The following is a 15,981-nucleotide window of genomic DNA, read 5'->3' on the forward strand; positions in this document are numbered from 1 at the left end:
CCAGTACTAAAACATGGCGTTATTCCCGCAGACATAAGTAAGGCTTTGAAAGTGTCTTCATGTGTTACTAAATGGGACAGCGCTTCTGGCTGGAATCGGGGATCAGAAGAAAGTAACAACTCAGTTGCGTCACGAATTTTCGAGTTTTGGGGACATCAATTCAGACGTTTTACAACGCAATATTGCCAAACTAGATGCAGCTAGTACAAACTTCTGGCAACATGGCTCATGTTTCCCTCGTTACCTACGAGCGGTGAAATCCTTTGAGTACAAACCGAAACAGGTAAAGATTGAAGCGATTTCGGACAGTTATGCTATCATTCACCTTCCTGGCATCGGCAATGTCAAAATGCATAACAGCAGAGATTTGAAGTTAGTCAAAGAGGTTAGGAATTGCACTGTTAAAGCCTTTTAGCAGATATTGGTTCATCTCAATGCTGGTTGAGATACCTGGCTCATTGCCGGAAGAGAAACCACTATCAGAAGCCAAATCAGTAGTTGGAATAGATGTGGGCATCAATCAGCTGGTTGCCATCTCAGACGGTAGCTTTGTTGAGAACATTAGAGTTACTACCAATCCCAGAACCGCAAGAAGGCTAGCCATAAGACAACGCTCTGCTAATCGTAAGCAAAAAGGCTCCAGTAACAAAAGGAAGGCGTTTGAAAAGCTGACTAGAACAAATTACAAGCTAACTCAAAAGCGCGATGGATACAATTGGCAAGCTGCTAGCAAGATTGTAAAAACTGCCGATGCTGTTGGACGTGAAGACCTCAACATCAAAAATATGGTCAAACGTGCCAAACCGAAACATGATGGCAACGGGGGTTACAGAAAAAACGGTGCATCAGCCAAATCTAGTTTGAACAGAGTTATCCTTGATTGCGCTTGGGCAGATTTATTCAAAAAAGTTAGCTGGTTAGCGGTGAAAGCAGGTAAACCAGTAATTGCTGTTGACCCCAAATATTCCAGCCAAGGCAAGCCCCAAGTGTGGGCATACAGACAAATCGAATCCTAGTGGTGAAAAGTTTATTTGTACCAACTGCGGTTATGTGGAACACGCCGACAGAAAAGCCTCTAGAGAGATAGCAAAGCGTGTTGGGCTTGTCTTCCCAAAAAATAAGAAGACTCGTGCCGAGGACTGCGGGAAAGTTACGCCTGTGAAGGTATCAACGTCTAAGGGAGTTGAGTCCAGGAACCATGCCTATGAATCGTCGAATATTCAGTTAAGTTTGTTTGACTTAGACCAATATACGACGATTGACAGTCGGAAATCTAAGAGATACGGCAGAAACTCAAGCGAGAATCTGCGTGTCAAGAGACCGCAGAGTGTCAATATGCATTCGGATATAAGTCCAAGGTGCGGTGAGGCGGATATGGAGGGGAACTGTTGGACTGACTGGTAAACAGAGGGCTGCACCGGCGCGTTCTAGCAATTTGTACACCTGTAAAGTCAGCCAGCTATTGTGACGAAATTCAAAATTATATCGTTGTTGTGGGTAGGTTTGCAGCAACTCTAAGAAAAACTCAAGGCGCGAGCAATTAACACACCAAGTATGGGGAAACTGAAACAGAATCGGGCCGAGCTTTTCTTGCAAGCCAGATGCCCGTTCCATCAGCCGAGATCAAGGTTCAACGGGGTCTTTTAATTTTTTCATCTAAGCCTCCGAGATACCCCGTCCGTCTACACGGCGGGGAGGGATAGGAGCGTCAATCAAGCGGTTCTAGCCTTTGCAGATTGACGGTAAATCTGCATCTCTCACAAGATAATCGCTATAATGTGAGGGATGACGCAGAAAGCCTTCAAGTACCGTTTCTATCCCACGCCTGAGCAAGAATCCTTGCTGAGACGCTCTTCGGGGCTGTACTCGTTTGGTCTATAACCGTGCTTTGGCAATTAGAACCGAAGCTTGGTATAGCGAGAAAAAACGAGTCGGTTACAGCGATACTTCGGCAATGTTGACCGAATGGAAAAAACAAGATGACCTCCAGTTTTTGAACGAGGTTAGCTGTGTTCCCCTGCAACAAGGACTGAGACATCTTCAGAAAGCCTTCTCGAACTTCTTTGAAGGACGGGCAAAATATCCCACGTTTAAAAAGAAACGAAACGGCGGGAGTGCAGAATTCACCAAATCCGCATTCAAATGGCGGGATGGTCAAGTCTACTTGGCAAAGTGTTCTGACCCGCTGGCAATCCGTTGGAGTCGAGAACTGCCGAAGGGTGCAAAGCCATCGACTATCACGGTGAAGCTTTCGCCTGCGGGGAGATGGACTGTTTCTCTGTTGGTGGATGTCGAGATTGAGCCACTGCCCCAATCCTCGAATGAAATCGGGATTGATTTGGGAGTGACAAGTTTGGCTGTTTTGAGTACAGGTGAAAAAATTGCCAATCCTAAAGGCTTCAATGCAAAACCCCGTAAGCTGAAAAAAGCTCAGAAGGCGTTGATTCGCAAGCAAAAAGGGTCGAACAATCGATACAAAGCCCGTCTCAAAGTGGCAAAGGTGCATCAAGAAATTGCTGATGCGAGAAAGGATTTTCTTCACAAGTTGACGACTCGATTGGTGCGTGAAAACCAAACGATTGCGGTCGAGGAGTAAGGCTCGTGAAGAACATGGTCAAGAATCGAAAACTGGCTCTCTCGATTAGCGATGCAAGTTGGGGTGAGTTGGTTAGTCAACTTGAATACAAGTGCGATTGGTATGGTCCCACGTTGGTCAAGATTGACCGATGGTTTCCGAGTTCTAAGCGATGTGGCAATTGCGGTCACATCGTTGAAAAGCTGCCTCTCAATATCCGTGACTGGGACTGTCCTAACTGTGGAACACACCATGACCGGGATGTGAACGCAGCACAAAACATTCTTGCCGCAGGGCTTGCGGTGAAAGTCTGTGGAGCGAACGTAAGACCACATAGGCATAAGTCTGATGGCAGTTGCTATGAAGCAGAAAGGTCTAAGAAGTGAGTCTTAGGTGCGATTCGTTCAGTCGAAATGAGTAGCAATACTCAGGGATGACTGGCAAGGTCTATAAATGTCACAGACATTGAACCTTGACAACTTGGTAATTATAAGAGTGACTCAACGGAAATCCTAGAGTACTTTGAGAAGTCTCTTCCCACAGGTGCAGTGGTGACAGCATCACCCCCAGGTTCGCGACTAGCCATCAACGCCTGAAGCGGGGTGAAAAGGAGGTAAAGCTGCAAGCCTAATGCGGCTCCCTTCGAGCAAGAACCCATGAGCAACGAAAGTGAAGGCGCGACCGAACTGTCGTCACACGAAACCAGCCAAATCAGGCTGATAGGCTGGAGCCAAAAGGCAATGGATTTGGGGTCAGCGGTTCCAATTCCGACTGATAGCACACCCGATAAACCCGGCAGATAGCGCCGCTCTAAAAGTTCAACCAATAATTACCAGGAACGAATTAACCGCTCGTATGCTCTCAGGATGGTCGATAACCTGAGCAGGTGCTAACCGGATGCTACGGGACGGAAGGATGGTCTAAGAAGCGAAAGCCTTGGGTAACGCCAAGGATATGCAGACGTAGACCCGATGATTTGGATTGTAGAGTTGTAAGTCAGAGTGTATATGTCTAAAACAGGGGAAAACCCGATAGTGGAATGGAGACACGTCAACTGGCAAAAACTGGAGAAGCGTGTCTTTAAGCTGCAAAAGCGAATCTACAGATCCGAACAGCGTGGAGATACGAAAGCGGTTCGCCAACTCCAGAAAACATTGATGCGGTCTTGGTCAGCAAAGTGTTTGGCTGTCCGTCGAGTAACGCAGGATAACCAGGGCAAGAAAACAGCCGGAGTAGACAAAATGAAATCACTCACGCCCGTCCAAAGGTTAGCACTGGTGCAAAACCTGAAACTATCCCACAAGGCAAAACCAACAAGAAGGGTTTGGATACCTAAACCTGGAACGAATGAAAAACGCCCTCTAGGGATTCCAACGATGGCAGACCGTGCCTTACAAGCATTGGTAAAACTCGCACTAGAACCGGAATGGGAGGCAAAATTCGAGCCGAACAGTTACGGTTTTCGACCCGGACGCTCGTGTCATGATGCGATTGGAGCAATATTCCTAGCAGTTAGGCAGAATGCTAAATATGTCCTTGATGCTGACATGGCAAAATGCTTCGACCGAATCAGCCATAAAGCGCTGCTGAAAAAATTAAATACATTCCCCACCATCAGCCGACAAATCCGAGCATGGTTAGAAGCGGGAGTGATTGACTCGAAAGCCAAAGCCAACAGGCAAAAAGCCTACAGTCCAACTAATGAGGGAACGCCACAGGGTGGGGTCATTTCTCCGCTACTAGCAAATATAGCACTCCACGGCATGGAAAATCGTATCGCACAAGCCTTCCCAGGAAGGACTGGAAGAAACTACTTCTGCCAGCCCAACCTAATACGATACGCAGACGATTTCGTGATATTACACGAAGATTTAGCCGTTGTCCAAAAGTGTCGGCAGATAATCGCAGAATGGTTAAAAGACATGGGGTTGGAATTGAAGCCCAGTAAAACCCGTTTAGCTCATACTCTGAACAAGTACGAGCTGGAAGAACCCGGATTTAACTTCTTAGGGTTCAATATAAAACAATACCCGGTTGGTAAATACCAATCTGGCACAAACGGGTGTAAAAAACCTCTAGGCTTCAAAACCTTCATCAAACCAAGTAAAGAGAAGCTAAAGATACATACAGAAAAGATTAGTAGTATCATCAAAGCCCACAGCACAGCACCACAAGAGGCGCTAATAGACCATTTGAACCCGCTGATCCAAGGATGGGCAAACTACTACTCCACTGTGGTAAGCAAGGAAACCTATAAGAAAGCGGATATGCTTACCTACCAGCAACTCAGAGTTTGGGCAAATCGTCGTCATCCGAACAAAACTCCAGGTTGGGTAGCTAATAAATACTGGCAAACCCTAGGAAATGATAATTGGAGTTTTGCATCTAGGAAAAAGGGTAAAGTAATGCGCCTGAAAAAGCACTCCCCCTCCCCCTCCCCCTCTTGTTAGACAGGTAAAAGTGCAAGGGAATCGCAGCCCTTATGACGGAGATTTTATCTACTGGAGTGGGAGAATGGGCAAACACCCCGAAATCTCAACAAGGGTGGCAACACTCCTGAAGAGACAGAAAGGAAAATGCGCCCATTGCGAACTGTTTTTCAGGGATGGAGATTTAATCGAAACCGACCACAAAACCCCCAAGTCACAAGGCGGAAGGGATAGCTATGACAACTGGCAACTCCTCCATCGACACTGCCACGATCTTCAATCAAACAGCAGCCAATGATGATAAGGCTGGCGGTATGCGTAACAAGCACCAAAGCATTGAGGAGCCGTGTGCAGAGAAATCCGCAAGCACGGTTCTGAAGACGAGTCGTTCTGGTGACGGAGCGGCTTAGTTTAACAAGCCTACACCGTTCTACGGTGGGGAGGATGTCAAGTGGGTGAGATAACGGCTACCTTTAACGGCAAAGAGAAAGTCTTGGGGACTTTGCTCGCGCCAAGTTTCAAACACAGATTTTTCTGGCAGACGGTAAAAAGAATAATTTACCTCTACAGTGGAAAAGTGCTGCGCGTAAAATGCCAATTGCTGGTCGCCGTGCAACTCTTCTGGATAGAAAATACCCATCCAGTGCTGATAAACCCAACCGCTAGTGCCGAGAAACAGCATGAATGTCAATCAGTTGCAACAATCGCTGCCGTAAATTCTCTAACCTCAAGCGTTCAGTTGCTGAAATAAACGCGGCTTCGGGATACTGTTGCTGGGCTAAAGCTAGAGTTTCCCTATCTACTCGATCGATTTTATTAAAGGCAATCAAAGATTTTCCTGGAAGCGCTGGCATTTCTCTTAAAACCTCTTCCACCGAACTGATATGACTTGCCCAAGCGGGATGGGAAAGATCGACCACATGCAGCAGCGCATCCGCTTCTGTCACTTCCTCTAGGGTGGCTCGAAATGCATCCATTAGCGGTGGCGGCAGTTCGTGAATAAACCCAACCGTATCTGTTAGAAGAATCGAGCGCCGTTCCTGGGTTTTCTGGTCTACAATTACCACCTTTCGCGTTGTTGGGTCGAGGGTGGCAAATAGGCGATCGGCTGTGTAAACTTCAGCATTGGTCAACACATTTAAAAGGGTGGATTTCCCGGCATTGGTATAACCAACTAGCGCAATTGATGGAATTTCTTGCTGTTGTCGCTGTTGCCGCAAGCGGGCGCGATGGGCTTGTAATTGATTGACTTCCTGCTGTAGTTGTGAAATTCGCCGCTGAATCGCTCTGCGCTCGGTTTCTAGTTTAGTTTCACCAGGACCTCTGGTACCAATTCCCGCACCTAGTCTGGACATCGCCTGACCTCGACCCCGCAGCCGAGGTAGCATATATTCCAGTTGAGCGAGTTCTACTTGCAATTTACCGGCTTGAGATTGAGCGCGTTGCGCGAAAATATCTAAAATGATTTCAGTCCGGTCTATGACTCGAATGCCAATCAAATCTTCTAAGTTTCGCGCTTGAGAGGGTGAAATATCGCGGTTAAAAACAATCAAATTGGCGCGAACTTGATGGGCTAACTGGGCAATTTCTTCTACTTTTCCCTGACCGACCACGGTTTGAGGATGGGGATGCGATCGCTTCTGTCGCACAATCTCGACTACCTCTCCTCCCGCACTCTCAACTAAGCGCACGAGTTCGTCAAGGCGATCTTGAAACTGCCGATCGGTCATATCTTCGGTCATCAAGCCAACTAGCACCACGCGATCGCTTTTTGTCCGATCTTGGAATTGATCGGTTTCAAATTCTGCTGCTTGCAATTCTGCTTCCCATTCCTCAACTAAGTCGTCGAAATCTTCCTCGATCAAGTCATCTAAACTGAGAGGAGGAGAAACCAACCAAGGCGTATCTAAATCGGGTACGAGGTGAGCTAAATAAGCTTCCTTAACATCGCCATGACCGTTGCTAGTTGGGATTAACACCACCAAAGCATCTAAGCGTTGACGTACCATAGCCATTAGTGCTGCTAAATCCGGTGAATCTCCTTTGAGTTGAGTCGCAATGCAACGAATCCCGCTCAAGCGTTTAGCACTATGGCGCGGCATATCTTGGGGGTAAATTTGAGTTTCTTGGGGCGTACCGACTCCGATTCGGACTATCTCCCCGCGTCGATTAATATAGGCGCAAAGCGGGCGATCGATTTCTGTACTAATCGCAACTAGCTGTTGAGCAAATTCGGGAACTAACAAGCGATCGCTTGGCTGTCTCTCCTCGCAAAGTTGCTGTATTTGTTTGATCTGACTCGATTTTAATCCTTTAATATTGCCGTAAATTGTCTCCATTGCATTCCTAATTCAATTGCTAAATTACTGTAATATTTGCGAGATGGTTAACCGTCAGAGGCATAACCCGCAGGTAGAATGGTTCTGCTGGCGATCGCGCTACTCAAATCTATATTTGATGGGGTCACCTGTGTCAAAGATGCCCACTGGAGATTTGTCCCTTGCAGCTTTGCTTTGGTGAGGTTTGCTCTGACTAAAATTGCACCTCCAAGATCGGCTTTGGTAAGATTGGCTTCGCTGAGATTTGTATGGCAGAGATCTGCGCCGTGCAGGTTGGCTTCGCTGAGATTTGCCTGATGTAGATTTGCGCCATTTAATAGGGCTTTGCTTAAATTGGTTTTTGACAAGTCTATATGAGCAATTTCTGCGTGACTTAGCCTGACTCCAGTTAAATCTAAGCCACTAAAGTTCCTTTCTCCGGCTGCGTATCGCCTCAAAATTTCGTCTCTATCCATATCCAGGGCTAGAAGCGCGAGTCTACACTGTTACAAAGCAGAATAAATGCGATCGCAAGAGCAAACGTCTATCGCTAGGATAGGGTAATTTCTTCACAGGGCAGAATTTTTGTTAAGCTAACTTGTGTTGTGCAATACACCCGAACTGGGACGGGCAAGATGCCCATCCCACAAGAAAAAAAGACTCTTTTAAGACAACCCTTGCGATACAAAACCCGCCCAATAATAAGGATGATCGAAGGGCAAATTTTCATTACCGCATCGTTCTAACCGCCGCTGCTGCGCTTCAATTTTCCGCGCCGCCTCAAGTAACTTTTGAGACTCTTCTTCATTGACCGCCCCCCGATATTTTTCCATCATCGCTTCATGCAGTCTTTCGAGATGCTGCGCCAACGCGCTTTGATATCGCTCCGCAAATGCTTTACCCGTTAAATTACGCAAGCTTTGATGTGCTTTTTGCAACAATTAACGGCGCGACAACCCAGCTTTGCGCCCCTCGTAGTAGAACAGAGACAGCATCGCACTTGCCAAATCTTCCACCGACCAAAGGGTACTGACTACACTCCTGGCACCGGCACAGAGAAATCCGGTGGAAAGCGTCAGTATCTCATCGGTAACATCGGTGACAGAGAAATGGGTTTCGCAGTTGCAGGTGAAGACATCCGACAAATCCGGCATTCGCCAACCGGGGGACAGCAATTGCCCTAGCTTCAACTCACCATCCGCCAGTTGTAGTGCGGATTCTAGGGGTTCGTTGAGGTGCGAGGCGGCGTGGTGGCTGGTGTGGAGGATTTGCACTTGCTGCAACAGGTGTTTCACGCTGTCGATTTTGGCTTCCTTGCCTTGCAGTCGCCGCGTGGGTGGAATTTGGTAGGTTTTTGCCAGGGTTTCGCACTCGTAACGGGTAAAGGGCAAGTCTTCGGTGGCATCTTCCACGATTCCCATTATCGGTTGCGGGTGCAGTGTGGGGCGTTGGTGGCAATAGTTGAGTATTTGGCAACTGGGGACAACCCGGAGACGGAATTTATCGCCTAGATATTGAGTTGGGGGCGAAGTTGGTTGAGTTTTGGGTTTAGATGTCGGGAGAACAATACCGCGTGAGGTATCCAAATTGGCGGAACGATCCCCCCCTAACCCCCCCTTGCCAAGGGGGGGGACTGGAGCGATTTCGATTACCTCTCCCCCGATCTGGTTGCTTTGGTTGCTCTGGTTGTTCTGGTTCCCAGGTAGAACCTGGGAACCCATTCCGGGAGGTTCTACCTCCCCTTGCGCTTGCACCCCCCTTGGCAAGGGGGGCTGGGGGGGATCGCCTTGCGCTTGCACCCCCCTTGGCAAGGGGGGCTGGGGGGGATCGGCTATTGGCAATGCGGCAAACGGAATCTGATGCAACATCAAATGCGGTACTAAAATCAATTCTTCAATTCCATTCAAATACTTAGCAATCAACTCATTGAGTTGCAACCGCCGAGAAAGTTCTGCCAAAACACTCCCCATGTTGTCTTTCCATTCCCTGTTTCCTGTATTTCTGAATTCCAGATAGGGAATCAACCATTTATCCCACAACCAACTTTGCAATGCTTCTAACCCTTGTCCTTCGCAGGTGAACAGTTGAGGCAACCGATCTTTCAACAAGATAAAAATATGGGTGTCATTTTCAGTCGTATAAAAACTCAACAGCGCTGTATTGTCGTTATCAATTAACCCCTGAATCTGGGATAAATTTAACGGATCGACTTGGAGTTGTCCCGCCAAAACCGGATCGCGACGGCGGAGATCTTGCCAGATTTGCTGTTTTTGGGCTTCTAATTGTTTGATGGCTTCCTCGTCTGCTTGCAAACTTTCTGGTGTAGCGATACGCCTCGTACCTGCCAGTTCTTTTTCTGCGGTTTGATAGGCAAGGGTAAGAAGATTAATTTGCTGTTGCAAATCGTCGTATTTTTGCCAATCTTGTTCAACTTCGGGGTCAATTTCACCTTGCTCAAAATAGCGGTTACTCGCCATGATGTCGCCCAGAGTTTTAGAACGAGAACGTTCGGAATATTCAATGGCTTTATCTAATTGACCGTTGTTGATACAGGCTTGCACCATTTTTTCATAAACGTTGATAGCTTCTTTGAGGATTTCGTGGCGACGTTTGTCGGTAGTTGCCCAGTTGCGGCTTCGTTCAACGGATGCAATGGCTTTTTCGTAGCTTTCGATCGCGAGTTGCCAATTTTTGCTCTCAAAGGCTAGGTTGGCTAAACTGCGACTTGTTGTGAGACATTCAATAGGAAAAGCATCAGGAGTGAGAACTTGTAAAGCATGGGTGTAAGCAGCGATCGCTAATTCAATATTCTCAGCTTTATCTCCTTTTATTCTGTCCCAGTACGCATTCCCAAGATTAATTTGCGTCATCGCCCAATTTTGGGGGAAGGCATCAGGGGTGTAAACTTGCAAGGCTTGGTTACAAGCGGCGATCGCTAATTCAATATTGTCAGCTTTATCCCCTTTTATTCTGTAACTGTACACATTCCCAAGATTATTTTGCGTCATTGCCCAATCTTGGGGGAAAGCATCAGGGGTTCTCACTTGCAAAGCATGGGTGTAAGCTGCGATCGCCAACTCAATATTGTCAGCTTTATCCCCTTTTATTCTGTCACAGTACGCAAGCCCAAGATTATTTTGCGTCAGCGCCCACTTTTCGGTATTTTCCTCGCGGTTTTGCAGAACGACTGCATAGCCAGCAATGGCAATTTCTTGATTGTTGGCGATGTTTCCCAGAGGAAATCTTTGAATACGAATACTGATATTTTCAATCAAGACGACAATCAATTCTGCATCTTCTGGTTGTTCAGAAATCCAAGCTGTCGCTACTTCCTGTAAAATTTGGGCATGCGTATCCAGTTTATTTAGATGCCGTTGCAAGACCTCATAGACCGCTTGGGGATTACCATTACTTTCGTATTCTGCATCTAACAACTCTTGCAGGAAGGCGATATATTCTTCTCGCGTCGCTGAAGGTGAGTAAATCCCCAGCGCTTCTGCCAATTGGCTGGCAAAATTCAACAACCAATCCGCTGCATTTTGATTTCCATTCTCTGCCAAGTCAGCAGCTACCAATTCCATCAATTCCAAAAACTCGCCATCTAATAAATCCTGGTTTGTCTGCAATAATTCGATTTCCTGTCCGTCGGGACAATTAAGGAGAGAGAAAATTAGCTCTTGATAAGCTTGTATCCGTTGTTCGTCCATGCTGGGTTTCATTTAATGCTTATAATTTGTACACAAATTTTTCTATGCACCCGGATGAAACGACGCTTGATTGAAGTTTTGCATTTGTCCCATCACTCCCTGACGGGTGATGGTTGGCAAGTATTGTGCTAACCAACCACCTCAAAAGACTGATAAAAAACCTGCCAATTTTCCTTACCTTCCAAATAACTCCACAACTGAGAAAGCCGCGTCTCATCCCAATTCGGCGCGGGGTTATCTTCCCGCAAATCTAACCAATCAAAATCTAAATCTTCATCCAACACAATCCCGACAAATTCCTCTTTTCCCGGAGTATCAAATTCAATCCCTTTGTTATACTCTTGCAAAATCGATCCATCTTGAGGTATCCACATCGGTTTACCATCAAGCTGACACTTGGGTGCAAAAGCCATCGAAGGCGTCAAAACACATTTGGTTGTCAATCCTTGATTCAACAGCAGTAAATTACGACTAGAATGCTGCAAATCAATTCGCATCAAATAAGGAGCCTTAACTTGAAGCTGTCGTTTCTGACGCGGCGGCGGGATGACAATTCCCTGACAGTTTTCCGGACTAAGAAAATCAATCCACTCAGAATGCTTGTCAGCTTTGTCCACCAAACTTTGCCAAATCCACTTCATGCGAAACCAGCGATAAACAATTTTCCAAGGAGATTCTTTTGGTTTACCTCTCCCCGGTGTCAGCTTGGCAATATCAATGCCATCTGCTTGCATTTCCGCGTCAAATTTATCTTTGATTTTCTTAATTACATCGCCCAAAGTTGGATTAATTGAAATTTCAGAAAAACCGCCGTTGAGTTGTTTTTTGATTAATCCGGCGATCTCGGTATTTTCGAGCTTGTAATTATCGGGATGAAACCGCAGCCGAAAGCATAATTTTTGCACATCCGAAGCAGTTTCAGGAAAAATATTTGCAGCGATATCTTCAAGAAAAGCTATAAACGACTTTTCCCGGTTCATAAAATACCTCCGAGTGGGTTTTATCGATAAATTTTTCCAGAAACCGGGTTTCTTTAAGAAACCCGGTTTCTCAGCCAAGATCTTGCAGTCAAAGATCGATTGCTGCGTAGGGGCACGGCGTCAGGAATTTTTGTTTTAAACGCCTTGATCTTCTATGCCGTGCCCCTACCAAGATCGTTGATTTGGTTGTTCTTGATCGCGGCGTAGGGGCACGGCGTCAGGAATTTTTGTTTCAAACGCCAAGATATTGAAATGCCGTGCCCCTACCAGGATCGTTGATTTGGTTGTTATTTAAAGCATAGCATTCGTTTTTTAGACTGGCAGGGATAAACCGCAGTTGTTATTTAGCGCTATTTACGGTTATTTACCGTTTAATTATCAATATTTTGATTATTTGCATTTATTTAATCGCTAAAAATATTCCATTTTCAGCTATTTTTACGCTTGTTAAAACAGTTGATATAAACAAATTAGAGGACAGATAAATGCTAAATGCTACTCCCCGCGCCAAATTCTTAATCCTAATTGCTACAATACTTCTGCAAGTCGGTCAAATTTATATCGACCCTTACCTGGGCTGTGCGTTCAGTATTCCGTTAATCCTTGTAGAATGGCTGATGGAGAAAAACGAAACAGCGGATGCAGACACCGATAATACTGAACAAATCCAGTAAAGCTGGTGCGACGCAAACCTGTATTTCTTGTGGGATGGGCATCCTGCCCGTCCCTATTTTAGGTGCAAGATAGTTTATCCTTGACAAAGCAATGATTAATCGCAATTCTCTAGAAAATGACCTCAATCGCTGGAATAATTTTATCCGCATGTCGCCGAACGATCCAAAGGGTTACGTTCAGCGGGGGATGGTGCGATTTAAACTCGCCCAAATTAACGAATCGATTCAAGATTTTGACACGGCTGAACAATTAGATGCGCGTCTGACTCCTTATCTATGGCAGCGGGGTTTATCTTATTATTATGCTGGCAGATTTGAAGAGGGTGCGAAGCAATTTGAGATCGATTTAACCGTCAATGCTCAAGATGTAGAGGAAACTGTCTGGCGGTATTTGTGTCAAGCGCGTTCATTCGGGGCGACTGAAGCGAGGAAACAGTTGCTTGTGGTTAAAAATGACCCGCGCTTGGTGATGCGACAAGTGTATGAATTGTTTGCGGGGAATTGTACTGCCGATGATGTGCTGGTGGCGGGGAAAAAAGAAGGTAAGCGGGGTAATTTTTACAGCCATCTTTATTTGGGGTTGTATTATGAAGCTGAGTCGAATGCAGAGTTAGCGAAGGAGTATATTGTTGCGGCGGCTTCTTTGTATCCGCTGGATGATTATATGTGGTATTTGGCTTGCGTACACCAAGTGTTGCGAGGATGGGGTTAGATTGTGTAGGTTGGGTTGAGGTACGAAACCCAACCGAAGAATTTTGGGTTTCACTATCGTTCAACCCAACCTACTGCAATAAACTTACCCCCCTCTCCTTGATAGGAGAGGGGGGCAGGGGGGTGAGGTCGATTAAAATTCTTCGCGTGCGGATTGGACTCTGGATTTTGCCTTGTTCGCACTGCGTTTGAGTGCTTGGAGGCGTGCTTCGTATTTGCTGCGTTGGCGTTTGCTGGGGGTTTGTTCGATTAAGGTTTTCAAGGCGCTACCGAGACTTTTGTAGGCGTTGGGGAGAGTGTAACCGAAACGGGTGGCGAGTGCGATCGCTTTCTCATCCGCTTCGTAGGCTTCACTCATCGTGCGATCGCCGTTATTCTTCTGATATAGTCTCCATCCCGATACGCCGCACAGCGCCAGCGCCAACACCAACAGCAAACCATCTTGTACCCAAAGTTCGCCCACCGCGCCGCCTAAACCAATCGCCAGCGCCGCCATTTCCCATCCATCTCTGGGAATCGTGTCGTTTTGAATCCGGGCGACTTCGTGCCAAAATAGCAGGTTGCGCTGATCGATCGCTAATTGATCCCACTTTGGCAAGTCAATTTGGATCTCGACAGAATCTTTGCCAATTTCTTCGCAGCGAATCAGGGGTGGATTAACCTCCGTCGAGCCTTCAACCATAACCCAACTCTGCAACTCTGGCGGTAGCAGGCTTTTCAAACGCCGGAGTTCGCTCATTTCAGCTCTAGCAGAGGAGGTTGCATAGGATGCCATAAGTCCAGCCCAAGTAATTCAGCGGCAAATAAGATGTTTCTTTATCTAATGTTATGATATCTCGGCCTGCATGGAGGTGTTGGGTGGGAAGACTTCGCAATCTCACACCTCCGGTTCAATCCCCGCCGCACGCAACTGCGCCGCCAATTGTTCGGCGCGAAGCCGTTCCTGTTCGGCGCGAAGCCGTTCCTGTTCCACTAACTCCGTTCCCCACAGCAACATTTGTCCCGTTTCATCCCACCAGCGCAACCAAAATCCCGTCCGATTTGCCTTGCTTCCTGGCCAAATACCTAAATATAAACCCATCTGACTCACCCAGTAGCGATTATTAGCATCCGGTTGTTGCAACTGATATCTGCCCCCGTCATCTAATTGATAGAATTCCAGCCATCCTGAATCCGGCTCAAAAATAGCGTAGTTCGGCACTTGTAAAATGCGCTCGTAGTAATACCATTTTCCAGGGGGATACTTAGATTTGAGCGAATATTCGCCACCTTCTGTTTCTGACAAAAATTCCATCACAATTGCTGGAACTTCACCTTGTAAATTAGGTGTATAGCTGCGACGATTTTGGTTTGGCGGATTTGTCGCTAATACAGATCTCACGTAGAACCAATCCGGTGCTTTGATTACCAGGTTTTCTTCCACTGTGGCGCAAATGCCAAAATTAGTACCGACTAACATCGATTCCCCTAGTCTTCCTGACAGTTCTAGAGATTCGGTGAGAGCAGCAGCTAGGAGGGGCTGGTTAATATTGTCCGCTGGTTCATCATCCAATACAAAATCATCGGGTAATTTTTCCCAAGTAATCTTTATTTTTTTTTTCTCGACGGTCATGACGCATTTTCTCCCAAAATTATATAAACTTTTCTATAAAAACAGCGAGCCACTTGGTTCGCTGTTTTCAATCTAAAATCAATTTACATATTATATCACACCATTCCGATTATGCGGTGACTCAAAATCAATCAAAGGCGCTTTGGGAACAATCCGGGTAGGATTGATTTTATCGTGGCTTTTGTAATAGTGGCGCTTGATGTGGTCGAGGTTAAAGGTTTCTTTGACGCCGGGAAGTTGGTAGAGTTCTTTGGGATAATTCCAAAGATTGGAATAATCCCAAAGATGGCGGAGGTTGCATTTAAAGTGACCGTAATAGACAGCATCGAAACGCAAGAGAGTTGTGAACATACACACATCTGCTTCAGTAATTTGATCTCCGCATAGATAGCGCTGCTTACCCAACACTTCATCCCAATAATCCAGGGCGTTGAATAAATCGGTTACTCCTTCCTCATACGCCATCTGAGTCGTTGCGAATCCGGCTCTGTAGACACCATTATTAATTGGTTGATAAATCGCGTCGATAGTTTGGTCAATAACCAGGCGCAACTCATCTGGATAAAAGTTGGCAATTCCCTCGAATTGGGTATCGAACATGCGAATAATTTCGCGGGATTCGTTATTGACGATTGTGCCGGTTTGTTTATCCCAAAGTACCGGAACTGTAACCCGCCCCGAATAATTTGCATCAGCCTTCAGATAGATTTCCCAAAGATAGCTAGCATGGTTTACCCCATCGGGAATGCAACCGGGTTCGTCAGAGAATACCCAGCCATTATCATAAATTTCGGGATGCACAACTGAAAGACCAATCGCATCTTCTAAACCCTTCAATTTCCGCATAATTGCCGTGCGGTGCGCCCAAGGACAAGCCCAAGAAATATAAAGATGGTAGCGCCCGGATTCGGCTTTAAAACCGCTGGAACCATCGGCTGTAATCTGGTTGCGAAAAGTTGTTGAGGGGCGAACCCC

The 15,981-nt window shown here is 46.4% G+C and carries 16 protein-coding genes and 2 pseudogenes; 8 read left to right on the forward strand and 10 right to left on the reverse strand.

What is annotated here, in order from left to right; translation table 11 throughout:
* Window positions 1–61 precede the first annotated feature (61 nt).
* From ACE1CM_RS43125 to ACE1CM_RS43135, 3 genes are read left to right on the forward strand one after another with little or no spacing between them, the layout of a single operon-like run.
* Complete coding sequence (locus ACE1CM_RS43125) at window positions 62–415, forward strand: hypothetical protein (RefSeq protein WP_374885518.1); 354 nt, start codon at window positions 62–64, stop codon at window positions 413–415.
* Window positions 399–1,016: an RNA-guided endonuclease InsQ/TnpB family protein gene (locus tag ACE1CM_RS43130; protein WP_374885582.1), complete on the forward strand. Its 618-nt coding sequence runs from the start codon at window positions 399–401 to the stop codon at window positions 1,014–1,016. The genes ACE1CM_RS43125 and ACE1CM_RS43130 overlap by 17 nt, the downstream gene beginning before the upstream one ends.
* Window positions 952–1,404: a zinc ribbon domain-containing protein gene (locus ACE1CM_RS43135; protein ID WP_374885519.1), complete on the forward strand. Its 453-nt coding sequence runs from the start codon at window positions 952–954 to the stop codon at window positions 1,402–1,404. Before ACE1CM_RS43130 ends, ACE1CM_RS43135 begins: the two co-directional genes overlap by 65 nt.
* Here the strand turns inward: ACE1CM_RS43135 and ACE1CM_RS43140 are convergent.
* On the reverse strand, window positions 1,294–1,614 hold the full coding sequence (locus ACE1CM_RS43140) for a DUF72 domain-containing protein (protein WP_374885520.1): 321 nt from the start codon (window positions 1,612–1,614) through the stop codon (window positions 1,294–1,296). The genes ACE1CM_RS43135 and ACE1CM_RS43140 overlap by 111 nt on opposite strands.
* Before the next feature lie 171 nt (window positions 1,615–1,785).
* On the opposite strand from ACE1CM_RS43140, the pseudogene ACE1CM_RS43145 reads away from it, so the two are divergent.
* The 3 genes and pseudogenes from ACE1CM_RS43145 (at window position 1,786) to ltrA (ending at window position 5,414) form a co-directional block, all read left to right on the forward strand.
* Window positions 1,786–2,961 (forward strand): annotated as a pseudogene (locus ACE1CM_RS43145) (RNA-guided endonuclease InsQ/TnpB family protein).
* 270 nt (window positions 2,962–3,231) lie between these two features.
* On the forward strand, window positions 3,232–3,378 hold the full coding sequence (locus ACE1CM_RS43150; protein ID WP_374885522.1) for a hypothetical protein: 147 nt from the start codon (window positions 3,232–3,234) through the stop codon (window positions 3,376–3,378).
* 204 nt (window positions 3,379–3,582) lie between these two features.
* A pseudogene (gene ltrA / locus ACE1CM_RS43155) lies at window positions 3,583–5,414 on the forward strand (group II intron reverse transcriptase/maturase).
* 20 nt (window positions 5,415–5,434) lie between these two features.
* Here the strand turns inward: ltrA and ACE1CM_RS43160 are convergent.
* The 6 genes from ACE1CM_RS43160 to ACE1CM_RS43185 all read right to left on the reverse strand — a co-directional run bounded on the left by ACE1CM_RS43160 (window position 5,435) and on the right by ACE1CM_RS43185 (window position 12,009).
* Entirely contained in the window at window positions 5,435–5,686 is a 252-nt protein-coding gene (locus ACE1CM_RS43160) for a DUF72 domain-containing protein (protein WP_374885524.1), read from the reverse strand.
* Complete coding sequence (gene hflX, locus ACE1CM_RS43165; protein WP_374885526.1) at window positions 5,667–7,343, reverse strand: GTPase HflX; 1,677 nt, start codon at window positions 7,341–7,343, stop codon at window positions 5,667–5,669. Before hflX ends, ACE1CM_RS43160 begins: the two co-directional genes overlap by 20 nt.
* Window positions 7,344–7,390: 47 nt before the next feature.
* Window positions 7,391–7,780: a pentapeptide repeat-containing protein gene (locus ACE1CM_RS43170; protein ID WP_374885527.1), complete on the reverse strand. Its 390-nt coding sequence runs from the start codon at window positions 7,778–7,780 to the stop codon at window positions 7,391–7,393.
* A gap of 207 nt (window positions 7,781–7,987) precedes the next feature.
* On the reverse strand, window positions 7,988–8,260 hold the full coding sequence (locus ACE1CM_RS43175) for a hypothetical protein (protein WP_374885528.1): 273 nt from the start codon (window positions 8,258–8,260) through the stop codon (window positions 7,988–7,990).
* A gap of 3 nt (window positions 8,261–8,263) precedes the next feature.
* Window positions 8,264–11,041, reverse strand: coding sequence for a CHAT domain-containing protein (locus tag ACE1CM_RS43180; RefSeq protein ID WP_374885529.1), 2,778 nt, complete (start codon window positions 11,039–11,041; stop codon window positions 8,264–8,266).
* 116 nt (window positions 11,042–11,157) lie between these two features.
* A complete protein-coding gene (locus ACE1CM_RS43185; protein ID WP_374885531.1) occupies window positions 11,158–12,009 on the reverse strand; it encodes a hypothetical protein in 852 nt (283 codons plus the stop codon).
* A 485-nt stretch (window positions 12,010–12,494) separates the two neighbouring features.
* On the opposite strand from ACE1CM_RS43185, the gene ACE1CM_RS43190 reads away from it, so the two are divergent.
* A complete protein-coding gene (locus ACE1CM_RS43190; RefSeq protein ID WP_374885532.1) occupies window positions 12,495–12,683 on the forward strand; it encodes a hypothetical protein in 189 nt (62 codons plus the stop codon).
* 91 nt (window positions 12,684–12,774) lie between these two features.
* Window positions 12,775–13,395, forward strand: a complete 621-nt coding sequence (locus ACE1CM_RS43195; RefSeq protein WP_374885533.1) for a tetratricopeptide repeat protein — start codon at window positions 12,775–12,777, stop codon at window positions 13,393–13,395.
* A 132-nt stretch (window positions 13,396–13,527) separates the two neighbouring features.
* On the opposite strand, the gene ACE1CM_RS43200 is transcribed toward ACE1CM_RS43195, so the two are convergent.
* The 3 genes from ACE1CM_RS43200 to ACE1CM_RS43210 all read right to left on the reverse strand — a co-directional run bounded on the left by ACE1CM_RS43200 (window position 13,528) and on the right by ACE1CM_RS43210 (window position 15,948).
* Window positions 13,528–14,169, reverse strand: a complete 642-nt coding sequence (locus tag ACE1CM_RS43200; RefSeq protein WP_374885534.1) for a DUF3318 domain-containing protein — start codon at window positions 14,167–14,169, stop codon at window positions 13,528–13,530.
* A 102-nt stretch (window positions 14,170–14,271) separates the two neighbouring features.
* The gene (locus ACE1CM_RS43205; protein WP_374885535.1) at window positions 14,272–15,006 is read right to left on the reverse strand and encodes a Uma2 family endonuclease; all 735 of its coding nucleotides are present in this window, start codon (window positions 15,004–15,006) and stop codon (window positions 14,272–14,274) included.
* A gap of 90 nt (window positions 15,007–15,096) precedes the next feature.
* On the reverse strand, window positions 15,097–15,948 hold the full coding sequence (locus ACE1CM_RS43210) for a glutathione S-transferase family protein (protein WP_374885583.1): 852 nt from the start codon (window positions 15,946–15,948) through the stop codon (window positions 15,097–15,099).
* Window positions 15,949–15,981: the final 33 nt, after the last annotated feature.

Origin of the sequence: Microseira sp. BLCC-F43 (genome assembly GCF_041929235.1) — a bacterium.
Classification (GTDB): domain Bacteria; phylum Cyanobacteriota; class Cyanobacteriia; order Cyanobacteriales; family Aerosakkonemataceae; genus Microseira.